Raw genomic sequence first — 24,054 nt, 5'->3', positions numbered from 1 at the left:
GATTCTGGTGAGCTGAGGGCGCCCACCTTGGATGATAACTATGATCACCATACTGATAGATTAGCGCCGCAGCGTCAAGTAACTTCCAGCAACTAGAGTGACTAGGAGCCGCAGAATGACCACCCTCCCGCCACATTTTGATTTGTCCGGAAAGGTCGCCGTGGTCACCGGAGGCAGCCGCGGGCTGGGCCGCGCGATGACGTGGGGCCTCGCTCGCGCGGGCGCCGACGTCGTGATCGCGAGCCGCAATGGCGACTCCTGCGATGAGCTCGCGGCGGAGGTTGCCGGGAAGACCGGCCGTCGGGCGGTCGGCATCGGCGTGCACGTTGGCCGCTGGGAGGCGCTGGACAGCTACGTCGACCAGGTGTACGACGAGCTGGGCCGGATCGACGTGTTCGTGAACAACGCCGGCATGTCGCCGCTCTACGACCGGGTCGAAGACGTCTCGGAGGCGCTGTTCGACAAGGTCCTCGACGTCAACCTCAAGGGCCCGTTCCGGCTGATGGCGCTGGTCGGCAGCCGGATGGCCGAGGGCGAGGGCGGCTCGATCATCAACATCTCCAGCGCCGGAGCCGTCCACCCGCGCCCACACATCCTCCCCTACTCGGCAGCCAAGGCCGGGCTGAACGCGCTGACGGTCGGCTTCGCGCACGCCTTCGGCCCGAAGGTGCGCGTCAACGCGATCATGGCCGGCACGTTCCTCACCGACGTCAGCAAAGCCTGGGACAAGGACGCGTTCGCCAAGCGGGCCGAGGGGTTCGCGCTCAAGCGCGGCGGCGAGCCGGAGGAGATCGTCGGTGCGGCGCTCTACCTCGCCAGTGATCTCTCGAGCTACACCACCGGCTCGATCCTCACCGTCGACGGCGGGCAGCCCTGACCTCATCCTCCCGGTCCGGACCACACACGTGCGCGGTTCGGACGGCGTCCGACGGCCGGAACGGCTGTCGGACGCCGCACGTGAGCGGTCACCCCTCCGGGCAGCGGCTCACCGGTCCCGGAACTGCGCGGGGCGCCGCTCCAGGAACGCGGATGCGTCGCACCTTGACCACCGTCCGCCCGACCGCCTCCTGCAGGGCGTAGCGGGCCTGGATGTCGCCGACGCCGTCGACCCATCGCGCGCCACCGGCCTGGCCCTTGAGGTCGGTCCCGGCGCAGAATGCCCGGCCAGCGCCGGCGAGCACCACCACCCGTTGCCCGCACCCTTCGTGATCGAAAAGGCGGGCTGCCGCGGGTGATCGACGTGCGGTCAAGCGACCTTGACGATCCCCGCACTCGCCAGCGTGTCCAGCGCGTCGCCGTCGAGTTTCAGCAGCTCACCGAGCACTTCACCGGTGTGCTCGCCGATCGACGGCACTCCGTCGTACACGGGCCCGTCGTAGCTCTTCACGTGGAGCACCGGTCCCGGCATGAGCACCTTGCCGAGCGCCTCGCTGCCGGTGAGCTCCACCAGCGTCCGGTCCAGGTAGTGCGGGTCCACCACGATGTCGCTGGCGTCGTTGACCTGCGAGCAGACCACCTCGAACTTCTCCAGGACAGCAAGGACCTCCGAGCGGGTCCGCCCGGCAACCCAGTCCTTGACGATCTCCTGGAGTTCGTCGTTGTGCTGCATCCGGACCTCGTTGGTCGCGTAGCGCGGGTCTTCGATCATCTCCGGCCGGCCCATCGCGGCGAAGAGCCGCTTGGCAATCCCCTGGTTCGACGCGGCGATCGACAGCCACTTGCCGTCGGCGGCCTCGTACACCCCGCGCGGCGACGCCGAGCCGGTGCCGTTGCCCACCCGCCCCTGGACGAAGCCGGTGCCGGTGTAGTTGAGGATCATGTCGCCGACGATGAACATCAGCGGCTCGTAGAGTGCGATGTCCACGTGGTCGCCCTGGCCGGTGCGCTCGCGCCGGTACAGCGACATCGCGGTCCCCATCGCAGCAGAGATGCCGGCGATCGAGTCGGCGAAGCCGAACGGTGGGGAGGTGGGCGGCGTCTCCGGCCACCCGTTGATGTACGCGAAGCCACTGCCGGTCTCGGCGACCGTACCGAAGCCCGGACGCTCGCGGTACGGGCCGGTCTGGCCGAACCCGCTGACGCTGGTGAGCACCAGGCCGGGGTTGTCGGCGGAGAGTACGTCGTAGCCGATCCCCCACTCGGCCATCCGGCCCGGCCGGAACGACTCGATGACGACGTCGACCTGTGCCGCGAGCCGGCGGACCAGGTCACGGCCCTCGGTGGTGCGCAGGTCTATCGCCACCGAGCGCTTGCCGGAGTTGATCCGGGCGAAGCCCATGGACTGGCCGTTCTTCATCGGTGTCCACTGCCGGGCGTAGTCCCCCGACACCGGGTCCTCGACCTTGATCACCTCCGCGCCGAAGTCGCGGAGCATGCGACCACACGTCGGCGCGGCGTACATCGAGCCGAGTTCGAGCACGCGCACGCCGGCCAGCGGCCCGGACGATGTGACCATCAGACCCTCCACTGGATGTGCTTGACCTCGAGGTACTCCTTCATGCCCCACTCGCCGAGCTCGCGCCCGACACCGGAGCGCCCGTAGCCGCCGAACGGGGCGTCCGGACGCATCGCGCCGCCGCCGTTGATCCAGACCGTGCCGGCCCGGACCTGCTCGGCAACGCGCCGCGCCTCGACCGGGTCGTCGCACCAGATGTTGGCGGCGAGCCCGTACGCCGTGTCGTTCGCGAGCCGGATCGCGTCCTCGGTGTCCTTGAAGGGCAGCACGACGGCGACCGGGCCGAAGATCTCTTCCTGGACCGCCCGGGCGTCGTGCGGGAGGTCGCCGAGCAGCACCGGGTTGACGAAGTACCCCTTCTCCGGAAGCGGCTTGGTGACCTCGAGCAGCTTGGTGCCGCCGACCTGTACGGCCTCGTCGATGAAGCCGAGCACCCGAGCTTTGTGATCGGGCCGGATCATCGGGCCGATATTCGTGGCCGGATCCCAGGGGTCGCCGACGACCATCTGGTCGAACGCCGCCGCACCTGCCTCGAGGAACTGGTCGTACTTGCTCTCGTGCACGAGCAGCCGGGCCAGCGCGGCGCAGCCCTGCCCTCCGTTGCGTGACCAGCGCAGGTGCATCTCGACGGCGATCTTGGTGACGTCGACATCCGGCATCACGATGCTGGGCGACTTGCCACCGAGCTCGAGGGTGACGCCGGTGAGGTTCCGCGCAGCCTGCTCCATGATTTTCGCTCCGACGGCGTCGGAGCCCGTGAAGGAGACCCGGTCGACGCCGCGGTGGGAGGACAACTGCTGCCCGACATCGGCACCGCCGATCACCACGTTCATCACGCCGGCCGGCAGCCCGGCCTCCTGGATCAGCTCGCCGAGCAGCAGGGTGGTCAGCGGGGTCCGCGGCGAGGGGAGCAGCACGACGGTGCAGCCGGCCGCGAGCGCGGCACCGAACTTGAAGATCGCCAGGTTCAGAGGGTAGTTGTACCCGGTGATTGCGGCCACCACGCCGACGGGCTGGTGCACCACGTCGCTCTCAGTCGGGTGCGGCTTGTCGTAGCCACCCAGGTGGACGGTCCGGTCCACCTTCGCGGCCTCCGCGGCCCACCGCAGGTGCTCGTCGACGGCCATCTTGACCTGGAGGTACTCCGCGAGGGAGACCGGAGTGCCGACCTCGTTCACGATCGAGGGCAGCAGCTTGTCGGCGGCCTTCTCGAGCACGTCCGCGAAGCGGTGGATGTGCGCCGACCGCTGCTCACCAGACAGCGCGGCCCAGGCCGGGAACGCCTTGCGGGCCGCGGCCACGGCGGCGTCGACCTGCGCGGAGGAGGCACCGCCGACGGTCGCGATGACCTCCTCGGTGGCCGGGTTCACCACGTCCCACGTCTCGCCCTGCGGGTCCTGCATCTCGCCACCGATGAGCAGCGTGCGGGTCGAGGGAACCCAGTCCTTCATGGGGTGCCGGGCGACCTCGGTGGTGGCGCTCATGATGCATCTCCTTTCATGGGTCTTTTCGCCATCAAGCCGACGCGCGTCATCTCGACGACGACCTGGTCACGCTGGTTGAGGCCGATGTGCTCGAACCAGACGATCCCGGAGTCGGTGCGGCTGGTGGACTCGCGCTTGTCGAGGATCGTGGTCTCGCCGCGCAAGGTGTCCCCGTGGAACACGGGGTTGGGAAACTTGATCTTGTCGTAGCCGAGGTTGCCCAAGGTGGTGCCCATGGTCAGCTCCGGCACGTGGAAGGCGCCAATCAGCGCCACCGTGAAGAGGCTGTTGAGGACCCGCTGGCCGTGCACCGTGGTCTTGCTGAACTCCTCGTCGAGGTGCAGCGGCTGCACGTTCATGGTCAGCGAGGTGAACAGCACGTTGTCCATCTCGGTGATGGTCCGGGTGAGGCCGTGCTTGTAGTGCGCACCGACCTCGAACTCCTCGAAGTAGAGGCCCCGCATCGTCATCGGTCTTCTCCTGTCCGCTTGCCGCCGGTGACCAGCGCTGCCCGGTCGAGCCACTCGACCGCCTTGTCGTAGTGCGCCTTGTCGATGTGCAGACCGCGGTAGCGCAGGGCGCCCTTGCCCTCCGCCACGGCAGCCTCGTACGCCTTGACCATGCCCTCGTAGAACCCGATGTCGTCAGCCGACGGTGTGAACACGTCGTTCACCGTCGCCACGTGCGAGGGATGGATGGCAATCATCCCACGGAAGCCGAGCTGCCGGCCGCGCAGCGCGAACTCCCGGAGCCCGTCGAGGTTCTCCAGGTCCTCCCAGAGACCGGTCAGCGCATGGATGCCGGCTTCGCGGCAGGCGAGCAGCACCCGGCTGCGCAGGTACAGCGTCTCGAGCCCCTCCGGGGTCCACTCGTAGCCGACCGCCCGCGCGATGTCGGCGTGCTCGGCGCTCGGGCCGATCATCGCGCCCACCCGCGGAGAGGCGAGCGCGACCTCGCGGCAGTTCTGGATCGCCTGAACGGTCTCGACCGGCACGATGTACTCGAGCCCCGAGACTCCGTTGCGTGCCTCGAAGTGGTCGAGCAGCGCGTCGTACTGGAGTACGTCGGTGGCCTTCTCGATCTTCGGCGCGAAGACACCGTCCAGCCCTGGGACGACGACCGCCTCGAGGTCGGCCCCGGTCAGCCGGGTGGCCAGCGGGTTGACCCGTACCAGCAGGCCCACCTGGTCGTTGGTCTCGCGGACTCGGGCGATCGAGGCGGCGACCACGGCGCGGGCGGCCTCCTTCTCGCCGTCGGGCACCGAGTCCTCCAGGTCGAGGACGACGCAGTCGGCGCCCGCGGCGATCGCCTTCTCGACCCAGGCCGGGCGGTGCCCGGGGACGAACAGGATCGAGCGGTACGGCTTCATCAGTAGCTCCGGGGCAGTCCGAGCACGTGCTCGGCGACGTAGTTGAGCACCATCTCCTGGCTGATCGGCGCGATCCGCATCAGTCGGGCTTCGCGGAAGTAGCGCTCCACGTGGTACTCCTTGCTGTACCCGAACCCGCCGTGCACCTGTAGGGCGACGTCGGCGGAGAAGAATCCCGCCTCCGCACACAGCCACTTGGCGTAGTTGGCCTCAGCGCCGCAGGGCAACTTCTTGTCGACCATCCAGGTCGCTCTCTGCAGCACGGCGTCCGCCGCCTCGATCCGGATCTTCGCCTCGGCCAACTGAAACGCGAGGCCCTGGTTCTGGCCGATCGGGCGGCCGAAGACCACCCGCTCCTTGGCGTAGCGCGTGCCGCGACGCAGGGCGGCCTCGCCGAGGCCCAACATCGCGTTGGCGGCGACCACCCGCTCGGCATTGAGACCGGTCAGGATGACCTTGAAGCCCTTGCCGACCTCGCCGACGACGTCCTCGTCAGCGACGAAGAGGTCATCGATGAACAGTTCGTTGCTGTCGACGGAGTTGCGGCCCATCTTGGGGATCCGGCGGATGGTGACCTTCTCCCGGTCCATCGGGGCGAAGAACACGGTCAGGCCGTCAGTCTTCTTCGCGCATTCTTCCTTCGGGGTCGTGCGCGCCAGGAGCAGCATCCGATCAGCCTGGTGGGCGTTGGAGATCCAGACCTTCTTGCCGGAGATTGACCAGCCACCGTCGACCTTCTTCGCGAAGGTCGACAGGTTGGTGGTGTCGGTGCCCGCGTCGGGCTCTGTGACCGCGAACGATATCTGGAGCTCACCGGTGGGCACGAGTGGGAGGAAGCGCCGCTTGAGGTCTTCGCTGCCGTGATGGAGGATCGGCTCGAAGCCGAAGATGCCGATGTGAACGGCCGAACAGCCACCCATGCCCGCGCCCGATGCGGAGATTTCCCGCTCGACGATGGCCGCTTCGGTCACGCCGAGCCCGCCACCGCCGTACTCCTCCGGGATCGTGAGGCCGAGCCAGCCACCCTCGACGATGGCGTGGTAGAAGTCCCAGGGAAACTCGTGCTTCTCGTCCCTCTCCGCCCAGTACTCGTCCGGGAACTTCTTGCACAACGTCCGGACTGCCTGGCGAATGTCTTCGTGCATCGGGTCGGTGGTGTAATCCACTGCCTTGTCTCCTGCGTGATTCTCAGTTCGCAACCGCGGTGCGGTCGAAGGTGTCGATGGTGATGCCGGCCTCGCGGAGCGCGGCCTTGCGCACCTTCTCCGACGGCGTCTTAGGCAGAGAGTCCACGATCCGCAGGAACCGCGGGATGGCAAACGCGGGGATCTTCCCCTCACACCAGGACAGCAGCTCCTGGGGGTCCACCGGCTCGGCGGCGACGACGATGGCGAGCACCTCGTCCTCGCCGGCTTCCACGTCCGCTGGTACGCCGATGACCGCGCATTCGGTCACGGACGGGTGCTGCAGGAACGCCTGCTCAACCTCGTAGGAGCTGATGTTCTCCCCGCGGCGGCGCAGCGCGTCCTTGTATCGGTCAACGAAGTAGTACCAGCCATGCTCGTCCCTGCGCAGCGCGTCACCGGTGTGGAACCACAGGTTGCGCCAGGCCTCGAGCGTCTTCTCCGGCATGTTGTAGTAGCCGTTGCTGCACGTCCACGGCTGCACCGGACGCACCACGAGCTCACCGATCTCCCCGACCGGGACCTCGCGGTCGGTGTCCGGGTCCACCAGCCGGATGTCGAACCAGTCCGCGGCCTGCAGCCCCGCTGCACCGGGGGGCCGCTCCACGCCGTAGGGCGAGAGGATCGGCGCGCACGTCTCGGTCAGGCCGAAGGCGTCCACGAATGCCTCGATGCCGTAGCGCTCCTTGAACTGCTCGACGATCGTGCTCGCCGTCGGTGCCGCGTACACGCAGCGGAGCTTGTTGTCACGGTCGTTCTCCCGCGGTGCCTGCTTCCAGGCGAAGTCCATCATCACGCCGACGAAGTTGGTCACCGTGACGCCGGAGTCGCGGACGTGGTCGATCCACCGGCTGGCGCTGAACTTCGAGCGGACAACCGCGCGTCCGCCCGCCACGATCACCGGGTAGACGGCCATGAACTGCGCGTTGCCGTGGAACAGCGGGGTAGTGGTCAGGTAGACGTCCTCCGGCGTCAGCCGGGTCAGGCAGACCACCTCCTGGGCGAAGAAGTAAAGCTGGGAGTACGGCATCGCGACCCCCTTGGAGGGGCCGGTCGTGCCGGAGGTGTAGAAGATCGCGCCGAGCTCCTGCGGCTTCGGGGTGGGCAGCTCGACCTTCGCGCCGCTCTCAAGCTCCTCCCACTCCGAGGCCTGGAAGCCGGTCTCGGTGAGGAGGGCGATCGCCTTGTCTCTGATGCCAGCGCCGGTATCACGGATCCAGAACTTCTCGATGCCCCGGGCGTGCTCGGCGATCGCCACCCACCGCTCGGCGAAGGCGTCGTCGATGACGGCGTACCGGGCCTGTGCGATGTTGAGCTGGTGGCGGAGGAACTCACCCTCGTAGTTGGTGTTGATCGGCACCTCGACGAAGCCGCCGACCGCCGTACCCCACCAGGTGCGGACCAGCTGCGAGGAGTTCATCGCCATGATGACGACACGGTCGCCCTGGGCTGCTCCGGTGCGGTAGAGCGTGCTGGCGACGTGCTCGGCGCTGTCCAGTGCCTGCGCGTAGGTCCAGGTCGCGCCCTCCTCCGGCACGTCGAGGCACACCGCATCCGGTCGTTCGGCGGCATGGTGCCGGATCACGTGGTCGAAGGTCCACGTCTCCGGGTCCGGGAAGGTCGGCACCAGGTCCCGGTAGACCATCGGCTTCGACCGGCTCATTCCGCAGCCTCCGGCGCGCGGAACGACTCCTGCGGGATGTCGGTGCGCGGGGTGATCGCGTTCATCGCCGGCACAACCTCCTTGCCAAAGCGGCGGATCGCGGCGATGGTCTCGTCGCAGTCCATGGTCGGCCACTGCGGGCGGATCAGCAGCGGGTCCACCGGCAGCGTGGTGACCAGGTCGGTCAACTGGTTGACCACGTCCTCGGGGGTGCCGATCACGGCGTGCCCGGACACGGCCTTGGCGAACTCGTTCTCCAGGTCGGTGTCCGCCATCACGTCCAGGCCCTTCTTCGCGTAGGTGAGGTAGCGACCCTGGGCGACTCGGGCGTACTCCACCATGGCCTGCTCGCGGCTGTCCGCGATGAGGCAGTTGCGGCGCAGCGGCTGCGCGGTGAACTCCTTGCCCCGCTCCGCGAACCCGTCCCGGACGATGGCGTACCGCTCCGCAACCTCGTGCTTCGGGGTCTCGGGCGGGCAGGCGTAGGCATCGCCGTACTTCGCCGCACGCCGCACGCCGGGGATGGCGTGCGCGCCGATCCAGATCGGCGGGTGCGGCTGCTGGACCGGGAACAGGTGCGGGTGCACGTCCTCGAGGGTCCAGTACTTGCCCTGGTGGTTGACGGTCTCCTCGGTCCAGAGCTTCTTCATCAGCTCCAGCGACTCGTTGAACCGGCCGGCCCGCTGCTGGTAGGGCACGTCGAGGTAGTCGAACTCCTCGGGCCGGTAGCCCAGGCCGGCGCCGAAGATCAGCCGGCCCTCGGTGACCACGTCCAGGGTCGCGATCTCCTCGGCCAGCATCACCGGGTGGTAGAGCGGCGCGATCATGATCTGGGTGACCAGCCGGACGTCGGGGTCGACGTCGGCGGCCAGCCGGGCCAGGAGCGGCACCGGCTGCAACCAGCGCAGCTCGCCGTACAGGAAGTGCTGCCCGATCGCGATGTACTTGAAGCCGTTCTCCTGAGCGGCTTCCACGATGCGCCGGACGTCCCCGAACTGCTGCGCCGGACTGACCGACTTCGGGACGTCACTCAGGAGCAGACCGACCTGGACCATTGCTGCCTCTTCTCTTGCCTGGGGGAACCAGAAACGGAGCGGAGTCAGGCGGAGGCCGGCAGACCGCCGCCTGCCCAGCCGCCGTCGACGGGAAGGACCACTCCGCTGACATAGCTGGCCTGGAGTGATGCGAGGTAGAAGACCGCGTCCGCGATCTCGTGAGGCTCCCCCACGCGCTTCAGCGGGATGCGGCCGAGGTACTGCTCGTTCGACGCCGCACCGCTGGCCACGGCGGTCCGCTGCATCTCGGTCCGGATGGTGCCGGGGGCGACCGCGTTGACCCGGATCCCGTCCGGTCCCCACTCCGTGGCCAGCGAGCGAACCAGCCCGTCGATCCCCGCCTTCGAGGCACAGTACGCGGCGCGGCCGGCGAAGCCCTGCGAGGCGCAGATCGACGAGAGCATCACGACGCTGGAGCCGTCGGTGAAGTAGCCGCGCGCCACTCTGGCCCCGACGAACGCCGCCCGCAGATTCACCTCGAGCAACCGGTCCCACTCCTCGAGCGGGTAGTCCGTGGAGGGGCCGGTCGAGTGCACGCCGGCGTTCACGACGTACGTCGCGAGCCCGCCGCCGAGTTCGGCCGCTCGTTCGCACGCGCGGGCGATCGTCTCGGGGTCTCCGGCGTCCCCCACGACCGCGTCATGCCCGGCACCGAGACCGCTGGCGAACGAGGCCGCGTCGTCGGAGACGTCGAGCGCGACGACCGCTTGGCCGGCAGCGGCGAACCGCTCGGCGATGGCCTTGCCGAGGCCTCGGGCGGCGCCGGTCACGACGACGCCACGAGGGCGTTCGGCGGCAGCCGGTGCAGCGCTTTCGGCATCGGAAAGAACACTCACGACGTTGCTCCTCATGAGGTCCGAAGACGGCGGCCAGGGCCGCCGTCTAATGACGTGGCGACGATAACACTTCTTGCGAGTCCCTGACAATCATGCGCCTGGAATGGCCGTCGATGACCGTGACCTGCCGACCGTGGTGGACTGCTTCGCACCGGACGGGCTCGTTCACCCGCACAGGGGTGACCATCACCGGCCACGACGACCTGCGCACGTTCTACACCTGGATGATGGACCGCTACGTCACCACCCTCCACATCCCGAACATTCACGTCGCCGACGTGGACACCAAGTCGGTCACCGCGACCGGCACCGGACAGGCCGAACTGGAGCGCGAGAGCCGACTGCTGATGGCCGCCAACCGGTACGACGACGCCTGGGGGGAGAGTTACGGCCGCTGAGATGCACCGGCGCCTGAGGGGGCGTCGTCACCCCTCAGGCACCGAAGTCGGTCAGTGCGTGCCGACGTGCGCGTACTGGTTGGCAGCCGCCGGCAGGTGCAGGACACGCTGCACGCGGATCTTCTTGTGGGTGAGCTTGAGCCGACCGCCCTGCTCGACGTGCACGTCGTCGTAGACGCCGATAATCACGCGGGTTCCCTCGTCCTCCAGCATGGTCGCCTGGAAGTAGGCGTGGGTGACGATCTTGTCGCCGTCCTGCTTCGCAAGCACGTTGGTCACCACGTGCTTGCAGACCGGGATCTGCAGCGCGTTGTGCGCCCGGTAGACATCGAGGAAGGCCTCCACACCCTGTTCGGTTGGGTGGTCCCCGCGGGTGATCTTGACGTCGTCCGTGACGATGTCCCGCAGGGTGTCGAGGTCGCCCTCATCCACCGCGCGGGCGTAGGTGTAGTAGAGCTCGGCGCTGCGGGCGCCAAGGGTTGCGGTGTCGGTCATTTTGCGGTCAGTCCTCCGTCGATGGGAATGGTCACGCCGGTCACGAAACCGGCGTCGTCGCTGGCCAGGAAGGCCACGACCCCGGCGATCTCCTCGGGACTGGCGGGCCGCCCGAGCGGGACCAGGCCGATGAAGTTGGACATCAGGTCCTGCATGTTCGCGCCCGGGTCACGGCCGAAGAAGGTCGGCAGCATCGGGGTGTCCACGGGACCGGGGCAGATCACGTTCACCCGCACCTTGTCCGGCCCGGCGAATAGGGCAAGTGCCCGGGTAAAGGAGGTCAGTGCCCCCTTGGTCATGGAATACAGGGGGCTGAAGGGCGAGCCGACGAGCGCGGCGGTGGACGCCGTCATCGAGATCGACCCCTTGCCGTCGGCCTTCTTCACCACCTCATACCCGAGGGTCGCGGCGTAGAAAGCGCTCTTCACGTTGACGTCGATGGACCGGTCGAAGTCCGCCACCGACACGTCGATGCCGCCGGCGCCGGGCATGCCCACCTGGTTGTGCAGCACGTGCAGCTTGCCGTGAGCGGCGTCGATGTCAGCGTAGAGCGAGCGGAGCGCTCCAGGGTCCGTCGCGTCCACCTCCCGGGCGTACGCCGCACCGCCTGCCTGCTCGATCTCGGACACCACTGCCTTGGCCGCCTCGTCGGACAGGTCCGCGACGTACACGGCCGCCCCCTCGGCGGCCAGCCGAAGCGAGATCGACCGCCCCATGCCGGAGCCGCCGCCGATGACCGCGGCGACTCGGCCGTCGAGTCGTCGGGTGGTGTCCATGCTCATCTGCTCACCTCTCATATGCGGGTGGACGGGATCCGGTCGGTGATCGCGGAGAAGAAGCCGACCAGGAAGTACTCGGGATCGAGCGTGCGTGAGACGGAGACCATCGGTTCGCGCCCATCGGCAAGGGCCTCGGCCCGCTCCTGTCGCTGCCAGTCGAACTGCGCATAGGCGCGTTCGTGCCGGTCGTCCTCGATCTCGTAGATGGCGAGGTAGCGGTAGTTGCTGGGCGGCGCACCTTCGAGGTCGGCGAGCTGGAACCGCTGCGCACAGGCGAAGCCGTCAAGGTTGTTGATCGTGTCGAGGATGTGCACGTCGGAGTACCAGCGGTTGCACTCGTCCTCCCGCCCCGGCTTGGCGTTGCTCAGGACCACCATCAGGTGCTTGGCCGTGGTTCAGCCCTTCTTCGGCATGCCGCGGCCGTTACCGGGCAGCTTGCGCTGGTCGTGACTTGCGGTGATCCCGACCGGGCGAACTTCGATCGCCACCCGGTTCGGGCTGTCGAGAAGCTTCCGCCACGACACCGGGTCCTCGGGCTGGAGCCGGGCGGTGAACTCGTCGAGGAACCAGTCCAGCGTCTCCCGATCGCGGCGGACCGTCGCCTCACCTCGCACCGATAGCATCCGGCGGCCATCCAGCCCGCTTCCGGCGCTGGAGACGACGATGGAGACGCGGGGGTCCCGCTCGAAGGAGCGGACGTGCAGCCGCCCCTCCACCGCGGTCAGCCAGAATGTCCCGTCGACCACGATGAAGCTCATGACAACGCCGACCGGCCAGCCCTCGTCATTGTGGAAGATTACGCTGCACTCGGTCTGGGTGGACAGCAGCTCCGCCTGGTCCGCCTTGTCGAGATGAGTGCCCTTCAGCTGCTCCAGGTCGTCGATGCCGAGCCGCGCCAACGCTGCCTCCTCGGGACGTGTGGCCAGTGTGACCGGCCTGGTACGGAACTGGTGCGCACCTATGAAACATGATATTCGTAGGCAGAGATTGGGAAGTCAAGACTTCCCTTCGCGCTGGGTTTCGTCATATGTTTTTGATTATCACTAATTCTGGGAGGGACGATGGCCAACGCCGTGATCGTCGACGCGGTCCGCTCGCCGATGGGACGGGGCAAGGCCGGCGGGGCCCTCTCGACCGTGCACCCGACGGACCTGCTCGCCGCCGTTCTCACCGGCCTCGTTGGCCGCACCGGGATCGACCCCGGCATCGTGGAGGACCTGATGGTGGGCTGCGTCAGCCAGTCCGGCGAGCAGTCCGCGACACCGGGCAGGCAGGCCTGGCTCTCGGCCGGCTACCCGGTGCACGTGCCCGCGGTCAGCATCGAGCGCAAGTGCGGCTCCGGCCAGCAGGCGGTCGAGTTCGCTGCAATGGGCATTGCTGCCGGTGTATACGACGTGGTGATCGCCGCCGGCGTGGAGTCGATGAGCCGGGTGCCGATGGGATCGAACCGTCAAGGTGCCGACCCGCACGGGCCCGGCGTGGCAGCCCGCTTTCCGGGGCTTGTCTCCCAAGGCGTCGCCGCCGAGCTGGTCGCCCAGAAGTGGGGCCTATCCCGGCGCAGTCTGGACGAGTACGCCGTCTCATCGCACGCTCGTGCTGCCGAGGCCGCCCGGATCGGAGGCTTCGACCACGAGATTGTGCCCATCACGCTGGCTGACGGCAGCGTGGTCGACCGTGACGAGACAATCCGTCCGGGCAGTGGCGCGGACAAGCTGGCCGAGCTACGCGCGGTGTTCGGCACCGACGAGCTGACCGCGCGCTTCCCCGACATCGAGTGGAAGGTCACCGCGGGGAACTCCTCCCAGATCACAGACGGGGCAGCTGCTTTGCTGCTGATGAGCGAGGAGAAGGCCGCTGCGCTCGGTCTCACCCCGCGTGCCCGGATCGTCGCCTCGTCCGTGGTCGGTGACGACCCGATGCTGATGCTGACCGGTCCCATCCCCGCCACCCAGAAGGTGCTCGAGCGCGCAGGAATGTCGATTGAGGACATCGACGCGATCGAGGTCAACGAGGCGTTCGCCTCGGTGCCGCTGGCCTGGCAGGCGGAGTTCCCGGTTGCCTCCGAGCGGCTCAACCCGCGCGGTGGCGCGATCGCGCTCGGCCATCCACTCGGCGCCTCCGGCGTGCGACTGATGGCCACGCTCATCAACCACCTCGAGCAGACCGGCGGCCGCTACGGGCTGCAGACGATGTGCGAGGCCGGTGGGATGGCCAACGCCACCATCATCGAGTCCCTCGCCTAACTACGGAGACAACATGAACCTCACGGGCAGCTCCGCCGTCGTCACCGGCGGCGCCTCCGGCCTCGGCCTTGCCACGGCTTCGATGCTCATCGACCGAGGTGTGGCGGTCACCATCGTCGACCTGCCCTCCTCGGCCGGCGCCGAGGTGGCGGTGAAGCTCGGCGACCTGGCGAGCTTCGCACCCGCCGACGTCCGCGACGCCGAGGCGGTAGACCGCGCGCTTGACGTCGCCGAGTCGGCGGCGCCGCTACGGGCACTGGTGCACTGCGCCGGCCGGGGCGGCACCGTCCGCCTGGTCAATAGGGACGGCAGCCCCGGCGACTACAACCTGTACCGCGAGCTCGTCGACATCAACCTGATCGGCAGTTTCAACATGCTGCGGCTCGCCTCGGCGCGGATGGCCGCGCACGAGCCGGTCGACGGCGAGCGCGGCGTGTGTGTGCTCACCGCCTCGGTCGCTGCCTGGGAGGGCCAGATCGGCCAGATCCCCTACGCCTCGGCCAAGGCCGGCGTGGTCGGGATGACGCTGGTCGCCGCCCGCGACCTTGCGCAGCGCCAGATCCGGGTCTGCTCGATCGCGCCGGGCTTGTTCGACACCCCGATCCTGTCCCGCTTCTCGGACGAGATCCGGGAGGGGCTCGCCAAGCAGGTACCGCACCCTTCCCGGCTCGGCCGACCCGAGGAGTTCGCGGCGACGGCACTGCACATCCTGGACAACCCGATGCTGAACGGCGAGACGATCCGTCTGGACGGCGCGATCAGGATGGCGCCGCGCTGATGTCGGACTCCGTGCTCACCGACGTGGTCGACGGCGTCCTCGTCGTCACCCTCAACCGACCCGACGCGCGCAACGCGATCAACACCGAGACCGCGGTCGCGGTCGGCGAGGCGATGGACCGGCTGGACTCCGACCCCTCCCTCGTCTCCGGGATCATCACCGGCGCTGGAGGCACCTTCTGCGCCGGCATGGACCTCAAGGCGTTCCTGGCCGGCGAAAAGCCGTCGATCCCCGGCCGGGGCTTCGCCGGCATCGTCGAGGGCCCGCCCGCTAAGCCGGTCATCGCCGCGGTCGAGGGGTACGCGATCGCCGGGGGGTTCGAGATCGCGCTGGCGTGCGACATGATCGTCGCCGCCGACAATGCGAAGTTCGGTCTGCCCGAGGTCAAGCGTGGGCTCGTCGCCGCCGGCGGTGGCCTGATGCGGCTGCCACAGCGGATCCCCTACCACGTGGCGATGGAGTGGGCCCTGACCGGTGACCTGGTGACCGCGCAGCGCGCACACGAGGTGAACCTGGTCAACCGCCTCGCCGAGCCGGGGATGGCCCTCGACACCGCACTCGAGCTGGCGCGTGCGATCGCCGTTAACGGCCCGCTCGCGGTGGCAGCCACTAAGCGGATCATCATCGAGGCGCCGGAGTGGAGGGCTGCGGAGATGTTCGACAAGCAGCGCGAGATCAGCGTGCCGGTCCGAGAGTCCGAGGACGCCCGCGAGGGCGCGACCGCGTTCAAGGAGAAGCGAGCTCCCCGCTGGCGCGGCGTGTGACATGACGATCCTGCAGGGAGTACCCCGACCTCCGAAGGCGGCGATGCTCCTTGCCCAGCGAATCGTCCGCGACTTTGTGCACCAACGGGTGCCGGCCGGGTCGGTGTTGCCCACCGAACGGCACATGGCCCAGACCTACCAGGTCGGCCGCGGCACGCTGCGCGAAGCGCTCCGGCTGCTCGAACTCCAAGGTGTCATCACGTTCCAGCGAGGGCCGCACGGGGGTCCGGTACTCAACGACCCGGACGCCGGGCACGTCGCGCACACGCTGACCCTGCTGGCCCAGCTCTCCGGTACGCCGTACCGCTCGGTCCTGGAGGTGCGCGCGGCCATTGAGCCGCTGGTCACCCGGCTGGCCACCAACCAGATGGACCCGGCCACGCTGAGCGAGCTCGAAGGCACTGTGAGCACGATGCGCCGCACCCCGCCGAGAGACCACGCCTTCTGGCGGGCGAACAAGCGCTTCCACGCGCTCATCGCCGAGGCAAGCGGCAACCTCGTGCTCTCCCTGTTGGTGGACTCCTTCCTCGGCATCACCGACAGCGAGGCCGTGGGCGTCGGCTATCCCGAGGGCTGCCGCGGCAGCATGCTCGAGGCGCACCACGAGATCTACCAGGCGATCGTCGACGGGTGCCCGCAGACCGCTGCCGACCGAATGTTCGAGCACATCACCGACTACGAGCGGTACGCCGAACGCGCACACCCCGAGGTGCTGGCTGACCCGGTGACCTGGAAGCCGAGCCAGACCGCCCACCGCTCCCGTTGAGTGGGCGGTCATTCTCCGCTCAGTGCGCGTTCCTTCCCCTTCAGGGCGCAGGGTTCTCACTCGGGGGCGGGGAACCGTGGCTTCCGCTTTTCCATGAACGACGCAGCGCCCTCGGCCATGTCGGGGCTGCCGATCGCCTGCACCAGCATGCCGAGTCCGGTGGAGAACGAGTCGCGTGCGGCGTTCCACCAGATGTTCGAACTCACCTTGGTGATCTCGAGATAGCGCGGGCTCAGCGCGGCGAGCTCGTCACACCACCCGGTCACCGCTTCTTCGAGCCGGTCGTCATCGACGACGTCGTTAACCAACCCGAGCTCCATCGCCTTCTCGGCCGGGTACCGGCGGCACAGCATGGCGAGCTCCTTCGCGCGCTTCTCACCGATCTGCACGCCCATCACGTTGGTCGCACCCGTCACCGGCGAGCTGCCGACCTTCGGGCCGGTCTGGCCGAAGGTGGCCGACCGGGCCGCGACCGCGAGGTCGCACGCGACCACCAGCTCGTTGCCACCGCCTGCGGCCGCACCGTTCACTGCCGCGATGACCGGGCGAGGACAGGTGCGCACCGCGTCGAACAGCCGCAGGCTCGCCCGGTAGAGCGCCCGCAGTTGCGCTGTGTCCGGCGCGGCGAGGTTGGTCAGCGCCCCACCGGCGCAGAACGAGCCGCCAGAGCCGGTGATCACCACTGAGTGGTACGACGTGGCACCCTCCAGCGCATCCGCGATCGCGTGCGCCATCGGCCCGTCATACGCGTTGCGGCGCTCCGGCCGGTTGAGGCGGATCCACAGCGCGTTGCCACGGGGCTCGACCTTGATGTCTGCCATCAGCTCTCCTTGCGAAGTTCGGTGCGATGCCTGTCCATGTTCTTCCAGCCCAGCGCGTCGTCGGCGATCAGGATGGCCTGGATGTTCGCCGATCCCTCACCGGTCTGCCAGAGCTTGGCGTAGTTGAGGTAAATGCTGATCGGCAGCTCGTCGCTGAACGCGGCGCCGCCGAATATCTCCGCGGTGGCCTGGGCGGCTCGATTGCACACCTCGCCTGCGTAGTACTTCGCGATCGTGCTCTCCCGGGTCGCGACGAATCCGGAGTCGTAGCCGTCGGCTGCGGCGCGGACCAGAGCCCGAGCGGCAGCGACCTCCGCGGTCATGTCGGCGAGCTGCTTCTTGACCATCTGGAAGCTGCCGATCTTCTCGCCGAAGGCGGTGCGTTCGTCGGCGTACGCCACGGCCGCGTCGAGACAGGCCTGCGCCAGCCCGACCGAACGAGAGGCGACCGACAGGCGCCCGTAGTCCATGGCGTTCATCGCCACCTTGAACCCCTCGCCCTCGGCGCCGAGGACGTACGACGTGGGCACGCGCACATCGGTGAGCGTCACCGAGTTCGTCGGCATCAGCTTGCCGAGCACCCGGCACGGGACCGGTGTCGCCTCGAAGCCCGGGGTGTCGGTAGGCACCACGAACGCGGTCACACCCCGGTGACCGGCATCAGGATCGGTCTTCGCGTAGACCACGGCCACGTCGGCGACGTTCGCGTTGGTGATCCACATCTTCGCGCCATTGATGACGTAGTCGTCCCCGTCGCGCACCGCGCGAGTGCGCATCGCGCCCAGGAAGTCCGAACCGCCTTCCGGCTCGGTCATGGCGTTCGCTCCGAGCAGCTCACCACGTACCAGCCCCGGCACGTAGCGCTGCACCATCTCCGGCGCCCCCCAGTTGGCGATGGTCAGCGGGACCGTCGCCGCCTGGAGGTTCATCGGAGCGGACAGAGGCGGGTAGACCCGGGCGAGCTGCTCGGCCACCGCCGACAGCGCCCGGTACCCGGCGTCGTTGCCGCCCAGGGCCTCCGAGAAGCAGCATCCGAAGAAGCCCAGCTCCCCCATCTCGCGGTAGAGGTCGCGCGGAAACTCGCCCTTCTCCTCCAGCTCCCTGATCCGCGGACGCACCCGGTCCTGCCCCCACTCCCACACGAGCGAGCCGAAGTCGGCGCCAATGTCCTCGCCGGGCCTAACGGTCTGTGCCACCATGCGTCAACCCTTCTTCGCCTGTTACGTGTGCTCGGCCGACGCATGGACGGTCTGTGAGATCTGCCACATGCGTCTGGATGTGCTAATCTTTAACATCATCTTGGACCTGCGAGGACGGAGTCGTCGATGGCCGTTGCCGAGCCAGCACAGCGCCCGCCGAAGGCCGCCATGCTGGTGGCCCAGCGCATCGTGCGAGACGCGCTGCGCGAAAACCTCCGGCCAGGGGACCTCCTGTTGCCCGAGCGCACGATGCTGGAGAAGTACCAGACCGGCCGGGGGACCCTGCGCGAGGCGCTGCGCCTGCTCGAGTTCCAGGGTGTGATCGCGCTCAAGCCAGGCCCCCGCGGTGGACCGGTGCTGCAGAACCCGGACGCCAGTCACCTCGCGAGCACCATCGTGCTGCTCATGCAGCTCAAGCAGGCGCCATTCCGCACGATCGTCGAGGTGCGCAGCGCCATGGAGCCGATGATCAGCAGCCTCGCCGCCCAGCGGATGTCGGACGAGTCGCTCGAGGACCTCGCCGGCACGATCGAGCAGATGCGCGAGGAGATCGACGATCAGCACTCGTTCCTCGACGCCAACAAGCGCTTCCACGACATCATCGCCTGGTCGTCGGGCAACACGTTGTTCGGCTACATCGTCGACTCGCTGCTCGGCATCATGGACGGCACGGTACTCGGTGTGGACTACCCCGGCCACCGCCGCGGCGCGATCTTGAAGGCGCACGAGGAGATCTACTCGGCGCTCAAGGCTCGCGATCCGGAGGCGAGCGAGGCCCGCATGCGCGATCACATCAACGCCTACGAGCGGTACGCCGAACGCAAGTTCCCCCAGGTCCTCAAGGAGACCATCCCCTGGGAGCAGCGCTTCTACGGATAACCTGCCCGAGCACGTGACACGGCCCCGGCCCGCACTCGCGGACCGGGGCCGAAGCCTGTGCCTGATGGTCACTGCTCGGCCAAAGCAGCCTCGCCCAGGAACGCGCGCAGCACCGAGGCGTGGCTGCGCGCGTCGCCGGCGACACCGGAGTAGACGACCTCGCCGCGGGCGATCGCGACCACCTGGTCGGCGACGTCGAGACCGGCGTCGGCGTTCTGCTCGACCATCAAGATGCCGATGCCCGAGTCGGCCATCTGGCGTACCTTGGCGAGGATCGAGTCGACGACCACCGGAGCAAGGCCCATCGACGGCTCGTCCATCAGCATCACCTTCGGCTGCGACATCAGCGCACGGCCGAAGGCCAGCATCTGCTGCTCACCGCCGCTGAGCAGCCCGGCCGCTCCGTTGCCCCGGTCGGCGAGGATCGGGAACATCTCGTAGACCCGGGCGAGCGTCTCGTCGTACGCCTCCTTGGGCGCGGTGTAGCCGCCCAGCCGCAGGTTCTCGGCCACCGTCAGCGGACTGAACACCCGCCGTCCCTCCGGCACCAGCACGACTCCCCGGCGGACCAACTTGTGCGGCGCCAGCCGGGTGATGTCGTCACCGTTGAGGTGCACGCTGCCCTGCACCGGACGCTCCAGGCCGGCCACTGCCTTGAGCGTGCTGCTCTTCCCGGCACCGTTGGCACCGAGCACGAGCGTGACCTTGCCGGGCTCTACATCGAGGCTCACGCCGCGCACAGCCTCGATGTTGCCGTAGTGGACGTGGAGATCCTTGATCTCAAGCATCCTTGCCCCACTTCTTTCCGAGGTAAGCCTCCTGCACGGCCGGGTTGCGCACGACCTCGTCGGGCTCGCCCTCGGCGATGAGCTGCCCGGAGTTCATCGCGAAGACGTAGTCACAGGTGTCCAGCATCATCTGCACGTCGTGCTCGACGAGCAGCTGCGTCAGGCCTTCCTCCCGCAGGTCTCGCAGCAGACCAGAGATCTCGGCCCGCTCGGACTGGTTCATGCCCGCGGTGGGCTCGTCCAGCAGCAGGAGGCGAGGGTCCATCGCCAGCGCCCGCGCGATCTCCACCCGACGCTGGGTGCCGTAGGACATCTCCGAGGGGTAGTAGCTCTCGAAGCCCTCGAGGCGGGTCCGCCGGATCGCGTCCGCGACGCCCGGTGACGCTGCCGGGCCGCGCAGCCGCTCGAACCAGCTCGGCCGACGCCCGGCCTTCTGCTCGGAGGTGGTCCGGGCGTCCGCGCCGATCTGGATGTTGGCGCGTACGTTCAGGTCCGGCAGCAGCCGCACCGTCTGGAACGTCCGTGTCACCCGGAGCTGGGCGAGCCGCGACGGCGGGACGTGCTCGTAGGACGCCCCATCGAAGAGCAGCTCGCCGCGGGTCATCCGGGTGAGCCGGGTAATCGCGCCGATCAAGGTGCTCTTGCCGGACCCGTTCGGTCCGATGATCCCGTAGATCAGACCCGGCATCAGCTTCATGGAGATGCCGTCCACCGCCTTGACGCCGCCGAAGTGCACGGCGAGGTCACGCAGCTCCAGGACGGGCGTGGTGGTCTGCTCGACCGGCTGGGCGCTCATGGCACGGCCTCCTCGTTCAGTGCGAGCTCGCGCACGTCGCCCGTCGTCGGGTCGACGTCACCGGCCGCCTCCTCTGCGGCGGCAGGCGGTGGATCGTGCCGTTCACGACTGCGCCGCTGGAGCCCCTTGTTCAGGTCGACCAGCACGCCGTAGATGCCGCGCGGCAAGAACACCGCGGCGAGCGCTACGACGATCCCGTAGACGAGCTCCTGCCACGCGCCGATCGCCGTGAGGACGTCCGGCAGCCAGGTGAAGATGACCGCGCCGATGACCGCACCCTTCCAGGAGCGGGAACCACCCACGACGATCATCGTCAGGCCGAGCACGATCAGGCCGAAGCCGATGTCCAGCGGGCCGATCGCGCTGCGGACGAGCACGTTCATCGAGCCGGCCAGACCGCCGAGCGCGCCGCTGACCACGAAGGCGGTGAGCCGGTAGCGACGCAGGCTAATGCCCATCGACGAGGCGAGCTCGGGGTCGTCACGCACGGCATCGACCCGGCGCCCGGTGCGACCAACCTCGCTCAGCGCCACGAGCACCAGGGCAATGAGCGTGATCGTGAACAACTGGCTCATCGTGAAGTCGGTGATAACGCCGTACAGGCCGGTCGAACCACCCGTGGTTTTCCCACCGTTGATCGCGATGACCCCGATGATCAGGTCGAACGCGACGGTGGCCATCGCCAGGTAGAGGCCGTTGAGCTTGAAGATCAGGAGGCCCAGCAACAGCCCGATGACGGCAGTGGCCAGCATCGCCGCCCCGATCGCGACGAACGCGGACGCGTCCTGCTTGATGACGAGGATCGCAGCGAGGTATGCACCGATCCCGTACGAACCGGCGCCGGCGAACGAGAAGACGCCCATCCGCAGCGGCACCTGGATCGACAGCGCCAGGATCAGGCCGGTAAATGTGGCCTGGAATAGGACCAGGTGGGAGTCGTAGAAGCTCATCATGTGCGTCGCACCTCCGCGCGACCGAAGACACCAGACGGCCGCACCAGCAGGACTAGGAAGATCAGGCCGAAGCTGACCGCCTCTACCCAGGAGCCGCTGGTCTGGGTGAGCACCACCGTCTCCGCGGCGGCCAGGAAGAAGGCGCCGAACGCGACGCCGCGCATGCTGCCGACGCCCCCGAGGATGATGCACGCGAAGGCCTTCACCAGCAGCGTGTCACCGCTTTCGGGAGTGATCGCGCCGAGGCCGAAGGTGAACAGTACGCCGGACAGGCCGGCCATCCCGCCCGCGACGGCCATCGTGGCCAGCGCCATCTTCCGACGGTCGATGCCCATCAGGGCGGCGGTCTCGGCGTCCACGCCGATGGACCGGAGCGCGAGGCCCTGGCGCGACCGCCGCAGCCACACCGCGGCGGAGACCCATAGGACGACCGCGACCACGATGCTGAGAGCGGCGATGTTGGTGATCCGTAGGTCACCCATCGTCCAGGTGTTCACTTTGAACGTGGACTTGCTGAACCCGAACGGGTTGCTCTTGGTGTAGTGCTGGGCGATCGCCAGGGGGATGATCGCGACGCCGATCCCGCCGATGAGGATCTGCATCTCGGCGGCCCGTTTGTCCTTCGCTCGCTTGATGATCTGCTCGAAGGCGAGCACCTGGATCAGCAGGGACATGAGGGCGCCGACGATCAGGCCGATTAGCATGATCAGCGGCAGGCCGAGTTCGGTCTGCTGCAACACCAGGTACGCCGTGAACGACGAGAACATGAAGATTGCGCCGTGGCCGAAGTTCAAGATGTCGATGGTGCCCCACGTCAGGCTCATGCCCAGGGCGAAGAGCAGGTAGATCGACCCCAGGGTCACCACACTCAGAAGGTCTTGCACGACTTGCTCCCGTCTGCTTCCTTCTCTGCCTAGCCGACCGGGCCGGCTGGTGGGACCAGTGCATCCCACCAGCCGGCACAGGTCACTGTCCGGTGCCCTCGTAGAGGAGCTTCTCGCCCTCGGTGCTGTACTCCACCATCACGCCGGGCACCTGCAGGGTGCCGTCCACCCACTTCAGGTCCTTACCGAGCGCGCCGTCGAAGCTCTTGGCCGCCTCTTTCTTCATGGCGTCCTTGATCGCAACACGGTCGATGGAGCCCGCCGCCGCGATCGAGCGGGCCAGGAAGTGCGCTGCGTCGTACGCCTCGGCCGCGTAGTTCAGCGGGTCCTCGCTGTACGCGGCACGGTAGGCCGCTACGAACTTCTGGCTGCTCGCCGCGCTCTGCTGGAAGTTGAAGTCAGCAGGCCAGACCATGCCGTCGGCGGCCTTGCCCGCGGGCTTGAGGTTGCCGGCGCTCGCACCGGAGTTGCCGAGCACCTTGCCCTCGTAGCCGGCCTGACGCAGCTGCGTCATCACGGTCGGGTTGGACGCGCCCACCTCGAGCGCGGCGACGACGTCGGGCTTCGACGCCAGCAGCTGCGAGATCGGGGCCGCAAAGTCCTGTGTGGTCGCCGACGTCGCGATGCTCTTGGTGATCTTGAAGCCGAGGTTCTCGGCGAGCTGGGGATAGGTCTTCTCACCGATCTCCTGCAGCGTGGGAGTCACGCTGGTGTACATGAGACCGACGGACTTGTAGCCCTGCTCCTTGATGAACTTCGAGATGATCGGGTAGTAGGAGCTCATCAGCGGGGTGGCGCGGTAGGTGTAGTCGCCCACCACCACCCCGTGGCTGCCGGCCTGCGTGTAGACGATCGGCATGCCCTGCTTCTGCGCCAGCGGCGACATCGCCACCGCCTCGGTGCTGGACACCGACCCGAACACGGCCGCGACGTCGCGGTCGCTGATCGCCGACGTCAGCGCGCTCGCCGCGGTCTGCGGCTCGCTCTTGGTGTCCTTGAGCTCGAGCTTGATCTTACTGCCGCCGAGGAGGCCGGAGTCGTTGATCTCCTTCACTGCGAGCTGGTAACCCTTGTTGGCGGAGGCGCCGGCGAAGGCCACCACGCCAGTGGTCGGGTTGACCGACACCAGCTTGATCTCGGCCGGCAGGCCCTTGCCCGAAGCAGGCGCGTGGCTACCTCCGCAGGCTGTCATGCTCAGGAGTACTCCGGCGGTCAGCGCCGCGCCCGCGATCTTGCGCCGTCCCGCCCGGCGTGCGTTCCAGATCATGTGTGTCTCCGATCGTGCATGCATATCATGCACATGATTGGCATGTGATTGGCGTGTGATGGGCACCATACGGTGCGGCAAGGCTCCTGTAAAGCAATTGGGTGCGGCTCCCCTGAAGGGATGATCATTTCGGGATGATGGGTCGAGGTAGCGGCTGGCGTGGGCGCGGTGTTGCTCTTGCTGTAGGTGGTAGGCCCA

At 68.1% G+C, this 24,054-nt stretch carries 27 protein-coding genes; 7 read left to right on the top strand and 20 right to left on the bottom strand.

Going from position 1 to position 24,054, the window contains the following annotated elements:
* The first annotated feature begins 115 nt into the window (after nucleotides 1–115).
* Nucleotides 116–877: an SDR family NAD(P)-dependent oxidoreductase gene (locus HC031_RS19460; protein WP_167926783.1), complete on the top strand. Its 762-nt coding sequence runs from the start codon at nucleotides 116–118 to the stop codon at nucleotides 875–877.
* A gap of 88 nt (nucleotides 878–965) precedes the next feature.
* Here HC031_RS19460 and HC031_RS19455 read toward each other — a convergent pair whose 3' ends face one another.
* From HC031_RS19455 to HC031_RS19415, 9 genes are read right to left on the bottom strand one after another with little or no spacing between them, the layout of a single operon-like run.
* The gene (locus tag HC031_RS19455) at nucleotides 966–1,187 is read right to left on the bottom strand and encodes a hypothetical protein (RefSeq protein WP_167926782.1); all 222 of its coding nucleotides are present in this window, start codon (nucleotides 1,185–1,187) and stop codon (nucleotides 966–968) included.
* A 59-nt stretch (nucleotides 1,188–1,246) separates the two neighbouring features.
* Nucleotides 1,247–2,455: a CaiB/BaiF CoA transferase family protein gene (locus HC031_RS19450; protein WP_167926781.1), complete on the bottom strand. Its 1,209-nt coding sequence runs from the start codon at nucleotides 2,453–2,455 to the stop codon at nucleotides 1,247–1,249.
* Entirely contained in the window at nucleotides 2,455–3,939 is a 1,485-nt protein-coding gene (locus tag HC031_RS19445) for an aldehyde dehydrogenase family protein (protein ID WP_167926780.1), read from the bottom strand. Before HC031_RS19445 ends, HC031_RS19450 begins: the two co-directional genes overlap by 1 nt.
* Nucleotides 3,936–4,409, bottom strand: a complete 474-nt coding sequence (locus HC031_RS19440) for a MaoC family dehydratase (RefSeq protein WP_205862964.1) — start codon at nucleotides 4,407–4,409, stop codon at nucleotides 3,936–3,938. Before HC031_RS19440 ends, HC031_RS19445 begins: the two co-directional genes overlap by 4 nt.
* The gene (locus HC031_RS19435) at nucleotides 4,406–5,308 is read right to left on the bottom strand and encodes an HpcH/HpaI aldolase/citrate lyase family protein (protein WP_167926779.1); all 903 of its coding nucleotides are present in this window, start codon (nucleotides 5,306–5,308) and stop codon (nucleotides 4,406–4,408) included. The genes HC031_RS19440 and HC031_RS19435 overlap by 4 nt, the downstream gene beginning before the upstream one ends.
* Nucleotides 5,308–6,474, bottom strand: coding sequence for an acyl-CoA dehydrogenase family protein (locus tag HC031_RS19430; protein WP_167926778.1), 1,167 nt, complete (start codon nucleotides 6,472–6,474; stop codon nucleotides 5,308–5,310). Before HC031_RS19430 ends, HC031_RS19435 begins: the two co-directional genes overlap by 1 nt.
* 22 nt (nucleotides 6,475–6,496) lie before the next feature.
* Nucleotides 6,497–8,155: an AMP-binding protein gene (locus tag HC031_RS19425; protein ID WP_205862963.1), complete on the bottom strand. Its 1,659-nt coding sequence runs from the start codon at nucleotides 8,153–8,155 to the stop codon at nucleotides 6,497–6,499.
* Complete coding sequence (locus HC031_RS19420; RefSeq protein ID WP_167926777.1) at nucleotides 8,152–9,210, bottom strand: LLM class flavin-dependent oxidoreductase; 1,059 nt, start codon at nucleotides 9,208–9,210, stop codon at nucleotides 8,152–8,154. The genes HC031_RS19425 and HC031_RS19420 overlap by 4 nt, the downstream gene beginning before the upstream one ends.
* A gap of 44 nt (nucleotides 9,211–9,254) precedes the next feature.
* Nucleotides 9,255–10,046, bottom strand: a complete 792-nt coding sequence (locus tag HC031_RS19415) for an SDR family oxidoreductase (RefSeq protein ID WP_167926776.1) — start codon at nucleotides 10,044–10,046, stop codon at nucleotides 9,255–9,257.
* Between the two features lie 179 nt (nucleotides 10,047–10,225).
* Between HC031_RS19415 and HC031_RS19410 the strand changes: the two genes are divergently transcribed.
* Nucleotides 10,226–10,444 carry a hypothetical protein gene (locus HC031_RS19410; RefSeq protein WP_167926775.1) on the top strand — a complete coding sequence of 73 codons (219 nt, stop codon included), beginning with the start codon at nucleotides 10,226–10,228 and terminating at the stop codon, nucleotides 10,442–10,444.
* 51 nt (nucleotides 10,445–10,495) lie between these two features.
* Here HC031_RS19410 and HC031_RS19405 read toward each other — a convergent pair whose 3' ends face one another.
* Genes HC031_RS19405 through HC031_RS19390 form a run of 4 tightly spaced genes read right to left on the bottom strand, consistent with a single transcriptional unit; the run spans nucleotide 10,496 to nucleotide 12,617 of the window.
* The gene (locus HC031_RS19405; protein ID WP_167926774.1) at nucleotides 10,496–10,939 is read right to left on the bottom strand and encodes a nuclear transport factor 2 family protein; all 444 of its coding nucleotides are present in this window, start codon (nucleotides 10,937–10,939) and stop codon (nucleotides 10,496–10,498) included.
* Nucleotides 10,936–11,715, bottom strand: a complete 780-nt coding sequence (locus HC031_RS19400) for an SDR family NAD(P)-dependent oxidoreductase (protein ID WP_167926864.1) — start codon at nucleotides 11,713–11,715, stop codon at nucleotides 10,936–10,938. The genes HC031_RS19405 and HC031_RS19400 overlap by 4 nt, the downstream gene beginning before the upstream one ends.
* A 17-nt stretch (nucleotides 11,716–11,732) precedes the next feature.
* Nucleotides 11,733–12,095, bottom strand: a complete 363-nt coding sequence (locus HC031_RS19395) for a DUF4286 family protein (RefSeq protein ID WP_205862961.1) — start codon at nucleotides 12,093–12,095, stop codon at nucleotides 11,733–11,735.
* Nucleotides 12,096–12,113: 18 nt separating this feature from the next.
* Nucleotides 12,114–12,617, bottom strand: a complete 504-nt coding sequence (locus HC031_RS19390; RefSeq protein WP_167926772.1) for a pyridoxamine 5'-phosphate oxidase family protein — start codon at nucleotides 12,615–12,617, stop codon at nucleotides 12,114–12,116.
* Between the two features lie 162 nt (nucleotides 12,618–12,779).
* On the opposite strand from HC031_RS19390, the gene HC031_RS19385 reads away from it, so the two are divergent.
* Genes HC031_RS19385 through HC031_RS19370 form a run of 4 tightly spaced genes read left to right on the top strand, consistent with a single transcriptional unit; the run spans nucleotide 12,780 to nucleotide 16,269 of the window.
* Nucleotides 12,780–13,961, top strand: coding sequence for a thiolase family protein (locus tag HC031_RS19385; protein WP_167926771.1), 1,182 nt, complete (start codon nucleotides 12,780–12,782; stop codon nucleotides 13,959–13,961).
* A 13-nt stretch (nucleotides 13,962–13,974) separates the two neighbouring features.
* Nucleotides 13,975–14,739, top strand: coding sequence for an SDR family NAD(P)-dependent oxidoreductase (locus HC031_RS19380; RefSeq protein ID WP_167926770.1), 765 nt, complete (start codon nucleotides 13,975–13,977; stop codon nucleotides 14,737–14,739).
* Nucleotides 14,739–15,503 carry a crotonase/enoyl-CoA hydratase family protein gene (locus tag HC031_RS19375; RefSeq protein ID WP_167926769.1) on the top strand — a complete coding sequence of 255 codons (765 nt, stop codon included), beginning with the start codon at nucleotides 14,739–14,741 and terminating at the stop codon, nucleotides 15,501–15,503. Before HC031_RS19380 ends, HC031_RS19375 begins: the two co-directional genes overlap by 1 nt.
* A 1-nt stretch (nucleotide 15,504) precedes the next feature.
* Nucleotides 15,505–16,269 (top strand): FadR/GntR family transcriptional regulator, encoded by a 765-nt coding sequence (locus tag HC031_RS19370; protein WP_167926768.1) that lies wholly within the window; start codon nucleotides 15,505–15,507, stop codon nucleotides 16,267–16,269.
* Nucleotides 16,270–16,325: 56 nt separating this feature from the next.
* On the opposite strand, the gene HC031_RS19365 is transcribed toward HC031_RS19370, so the two are convergent.
* Both HC031_RS19365 and HC031_RS19360 read right to left on the bottom strand, forming a co-directional pair.
* A complete protein-coding gene (locus tag HC031_RS19365) occupies nucleotides 16,326–17,090 on the bottom strand; it encodes an enoyl-CoA hydratase/isomerase family protein (RefSeq protein WP_167926767.1) in 765 nt (254 codons plus the stop codon).
* Nucleotides 17,090–18,289 (bottom strand): acyl-CoA dehydrogenase family protein, encoded by a 1,200-nt coding sequence (locus tag HC031_RS19360; protein ID WP_167926766.1) that lies wholly within the window; start codon nucleotides 18,287–18,289, stop codon nucleotides 17,090–17,092. Before HC031_RS19360 ends, HC031_RS19365 begins: the two co-directional genes overlap by 1 nt.
* Before the next feature lie 126 nt (nucleotides 18,290–18,415).
* Between HC031_RS19360 and HC031_RS19355 the strand changes: the two genes are divergently transcribed.
* Nucleotides 18,416–19,168 (top strand): FadR/GntR family transcriptional regulator, encoded by a 753-nt coding sequence (locus tag HC031_RS19355; protein WP_205862960.1) that lies wholly within the window; start codon nucleotides 18,416–18,418, stop codon nucleotides 19,166–19,168.
* 68 nt (nucleotides 19,169–19,236) lie between these two features.
* Here HC031_RS19355 and HC031_RS19350 read toward each other — a convergent pair whose 3' ends face one another.
* The 5 genes from HC031_RS19350 to HC031_RS19330 form a co-directional block, all read right to left on the bottom strand.
* Nucleotides 19,237–19,956, bottom strand: a complete 720-nt coding sequence (locus HC031_RS19350) for an ABC transporter ATP-binding protein (RefSeq protein WP_167926765.1) — start codon at nucleotides 19,954–19,956, stop codon at nucleotides 19,237–19,239.
* Nucleotides 19,949–20,752 (bottom strand): ABC transporter ATP-binding protein, encoded by an 804-nt coding sequence (locus tag HC031_RS19345; RefSeq protein WP_167926764.1) that lies wholly within the window; start codon nucleotides 20,750–20,752, stop codon nucleotides 19,949–19,951. The genes HC031_RS19350 and HC031_RS19345 overlap by 8 nt, the downstream gene beginning before the upstream one ends.
* Nucleotides 20,749–21,705, bottom strand: a complete 957-nt coding sequence (locus HC031_RS19340; protein ID WP_167926763.1) for a branched-chain amino acid ABC transporter permease — start codon at nucleotides 21,703–21,705, stop codon at nucleotides 20,749–20,751. The genes HC031_RS19345 and HC031_RS19340 overlap by 4 nt, the downstream gene beginning before the upstream one ends.
* A complete protein-coding gene (locus tag HC031_RS19335) occupies nucleotides 21,702–22,589 on the bottom strand; it encodes an ABC transporter permease subunit (protein ID WP_167926762.1) in 888 nt (295 codons plus the stop codon). The genes HC031_RS19340 and HC031_RS19335 overlap by 4 nt, the downstream gene beginning before the upstream one ends.
* Nucleotides 22,590–22,671: 82 nt before the next feature.
* A complete protein-coding gene (locus tag HC031_RS19330) occupies nucleotides 22,672–23,856 on the bottom strand; it encodes an ABC transporter substrate-binding protein (protein WP_167926761.1) in 1,185 nt (394 codons plus the stop codon).
* Between the last annotated feature and the right edge of the window lie 198 nt (nucleotides 23,857–24,054).

Source organism: Planosporangium thailandense, from assembly GCF_011947195.1.
In the GTDB taxonomy this organism is placed as follows: Bacteria; Actinomycetota; Actinomycetes; order Mycobacteriales; family Micromonosporaceae; genus Planosporangium; species Planosporangium thailandense.
The sequence above is the reverse complement of the archived record's forward strand: the minus strand, read 5'-3'. Positions and strand labels throughout refer to the sequence as shown.

Coding starts and splice junctions, on each gene's coding strand:
- HC031_RS19445 (WP_167926780.1), bottom strand. CDS start 3,939: ATGAGCGCCACCACCGAGGTCGCCCGGCACCCCATGAAGGACTGGGTT.
- HC031_RS19425 (WP_205862963.1), bottom strand. CDS start 8,155: ATGAGCCGGTCGAAGCCGATGGTCTACCGGGACCTGGTGCCGACCTTC.
- HC031_RS19370 (WP_167926768.1), top strand. CDS start 15,505: ATGACGATCCTGCAGGGAGTACCCCGACCTCCGAAGGCGGCGATGCTC.
- HC031_RS19450 (WP_167926781.1), bottom strand. CDS start 2,455: ATGGTCACATCGTCCGGGCCGCTGGCCGGCGTGCGCGTGCTCGAACTC.
- HC031_RS19420 (WP_167926777.1), bottom strand. CDS start 9,210: ATGGTCCAGGTCGGTCTGCTCCTGAGTGACGTCCCGAAGTCGGTCAGT.
- HC031_RS19345 (WP_167926764.1), bottom strand. CDS start 20,752: ATGAGCGCCCAGCCGGTCGAGCAGACCACCACGCCCGTCCTGGAGCTG.
- HC031_RS19400 (WP_167926864.1), bottom strand. CDS start 11,715: ATGGACACCACCCGACGACTCGACGGCCGAGTCGCCGCGGTCATCGGC.
- HC031_RS19365 (WP_167926767.1), bottom strand. CDS start 17,090: ATGGCAGACATCAAGGTCGAGCCCCGTGGCAACGCGCTGTGGATCCGC.
- HC031_RS19460 (WP_167926783.1), top strand. CDS start 116: ATGACCACCCTCCCGCCACATTTTGATTTGTCCGGAAAGGTCGCCGTG.
- HC031_RS19375 (WP_167926769.1), top strand. CDS start 14,739: ATGTCGGACTCCGTGCTCACCGACGTGGTCGACGGCGTCCTCGTCGTC.
- HC031_RS19380 (WP_167926770.1), top strand. CDS start 13,975: ATGAACCTCACGGGCAGCTCCGCCGTCGTCACCGGCGGCGCCTCCGGC.
- HC031_RS19355 (WP_205862960.1), top strand. CDS start 18,416: ATGGCCGTTGCCGAGCCAGCACAGCGCCCGCCGAAGGCCGCCATGCTG.
- HC031_RS19330 (WP_167926761.1), bottom strand. CDS start 23,856: ATGATCTGGAACGCACGCCGGGCGGGACGGCGCAAGATCGCGGGCGCG.
- HC031_RS19405 (WP_167926774.1), bottom strand. CDS start 10,939: ATGACCGACACCGCAACCCTTGGCGCCCGCAGCGCCGAGCTCTACTAC.
- HC031_RS19435 (WP_167926779.1), bottom strand. CDS start 5,308: ATGAAGCCGTACCGCTCGATCCTGTTCGTCCCCGGGCACCGCCCGGCC.
- HC031_RS19385 (WP_167926771.1), top strand. CDS start 12,780: ATGGCCAACGCCGTGATCGTCGACGCGGTCCGCTCGCCGATGGGACGG.
- HC031_RS19340 (WP_167926763.1), bottom strand. CDS start 21,705: ATGATGAGCTTCTACGACTCCCACCTGGTCCTATTCCAGGCCACATTT.
- HC031_RS19395 (WP_205862961.1), bottom strand. CDS start 12,095: ATGGTGGTCCTGAGCAACGCCAAGCCGGGGCGGGAGGACGAGTGCAAC.
- HC031_RS19350 (WP_167926765.1), bottom strand. CDS start 19,956: ATGCTTGAGATCAAGGATCTCCACGTCCACTACGGCAACATCGAGGCT.
- HC031_RS19360 (WP_167926766.1), bottom strand. CDS start 18,289: ATGGTGGCACAGACCGTTAGGCCCGGCGAGGACATTGGCGCCGACTTC.
- HC031_RS19440 (WP_205862964.1), bottom strand. CDS start 4,409: ATGACGATGCGGGGCCTCTACTTCGAGGAGTTCGAGGTCGGTGCGCAC.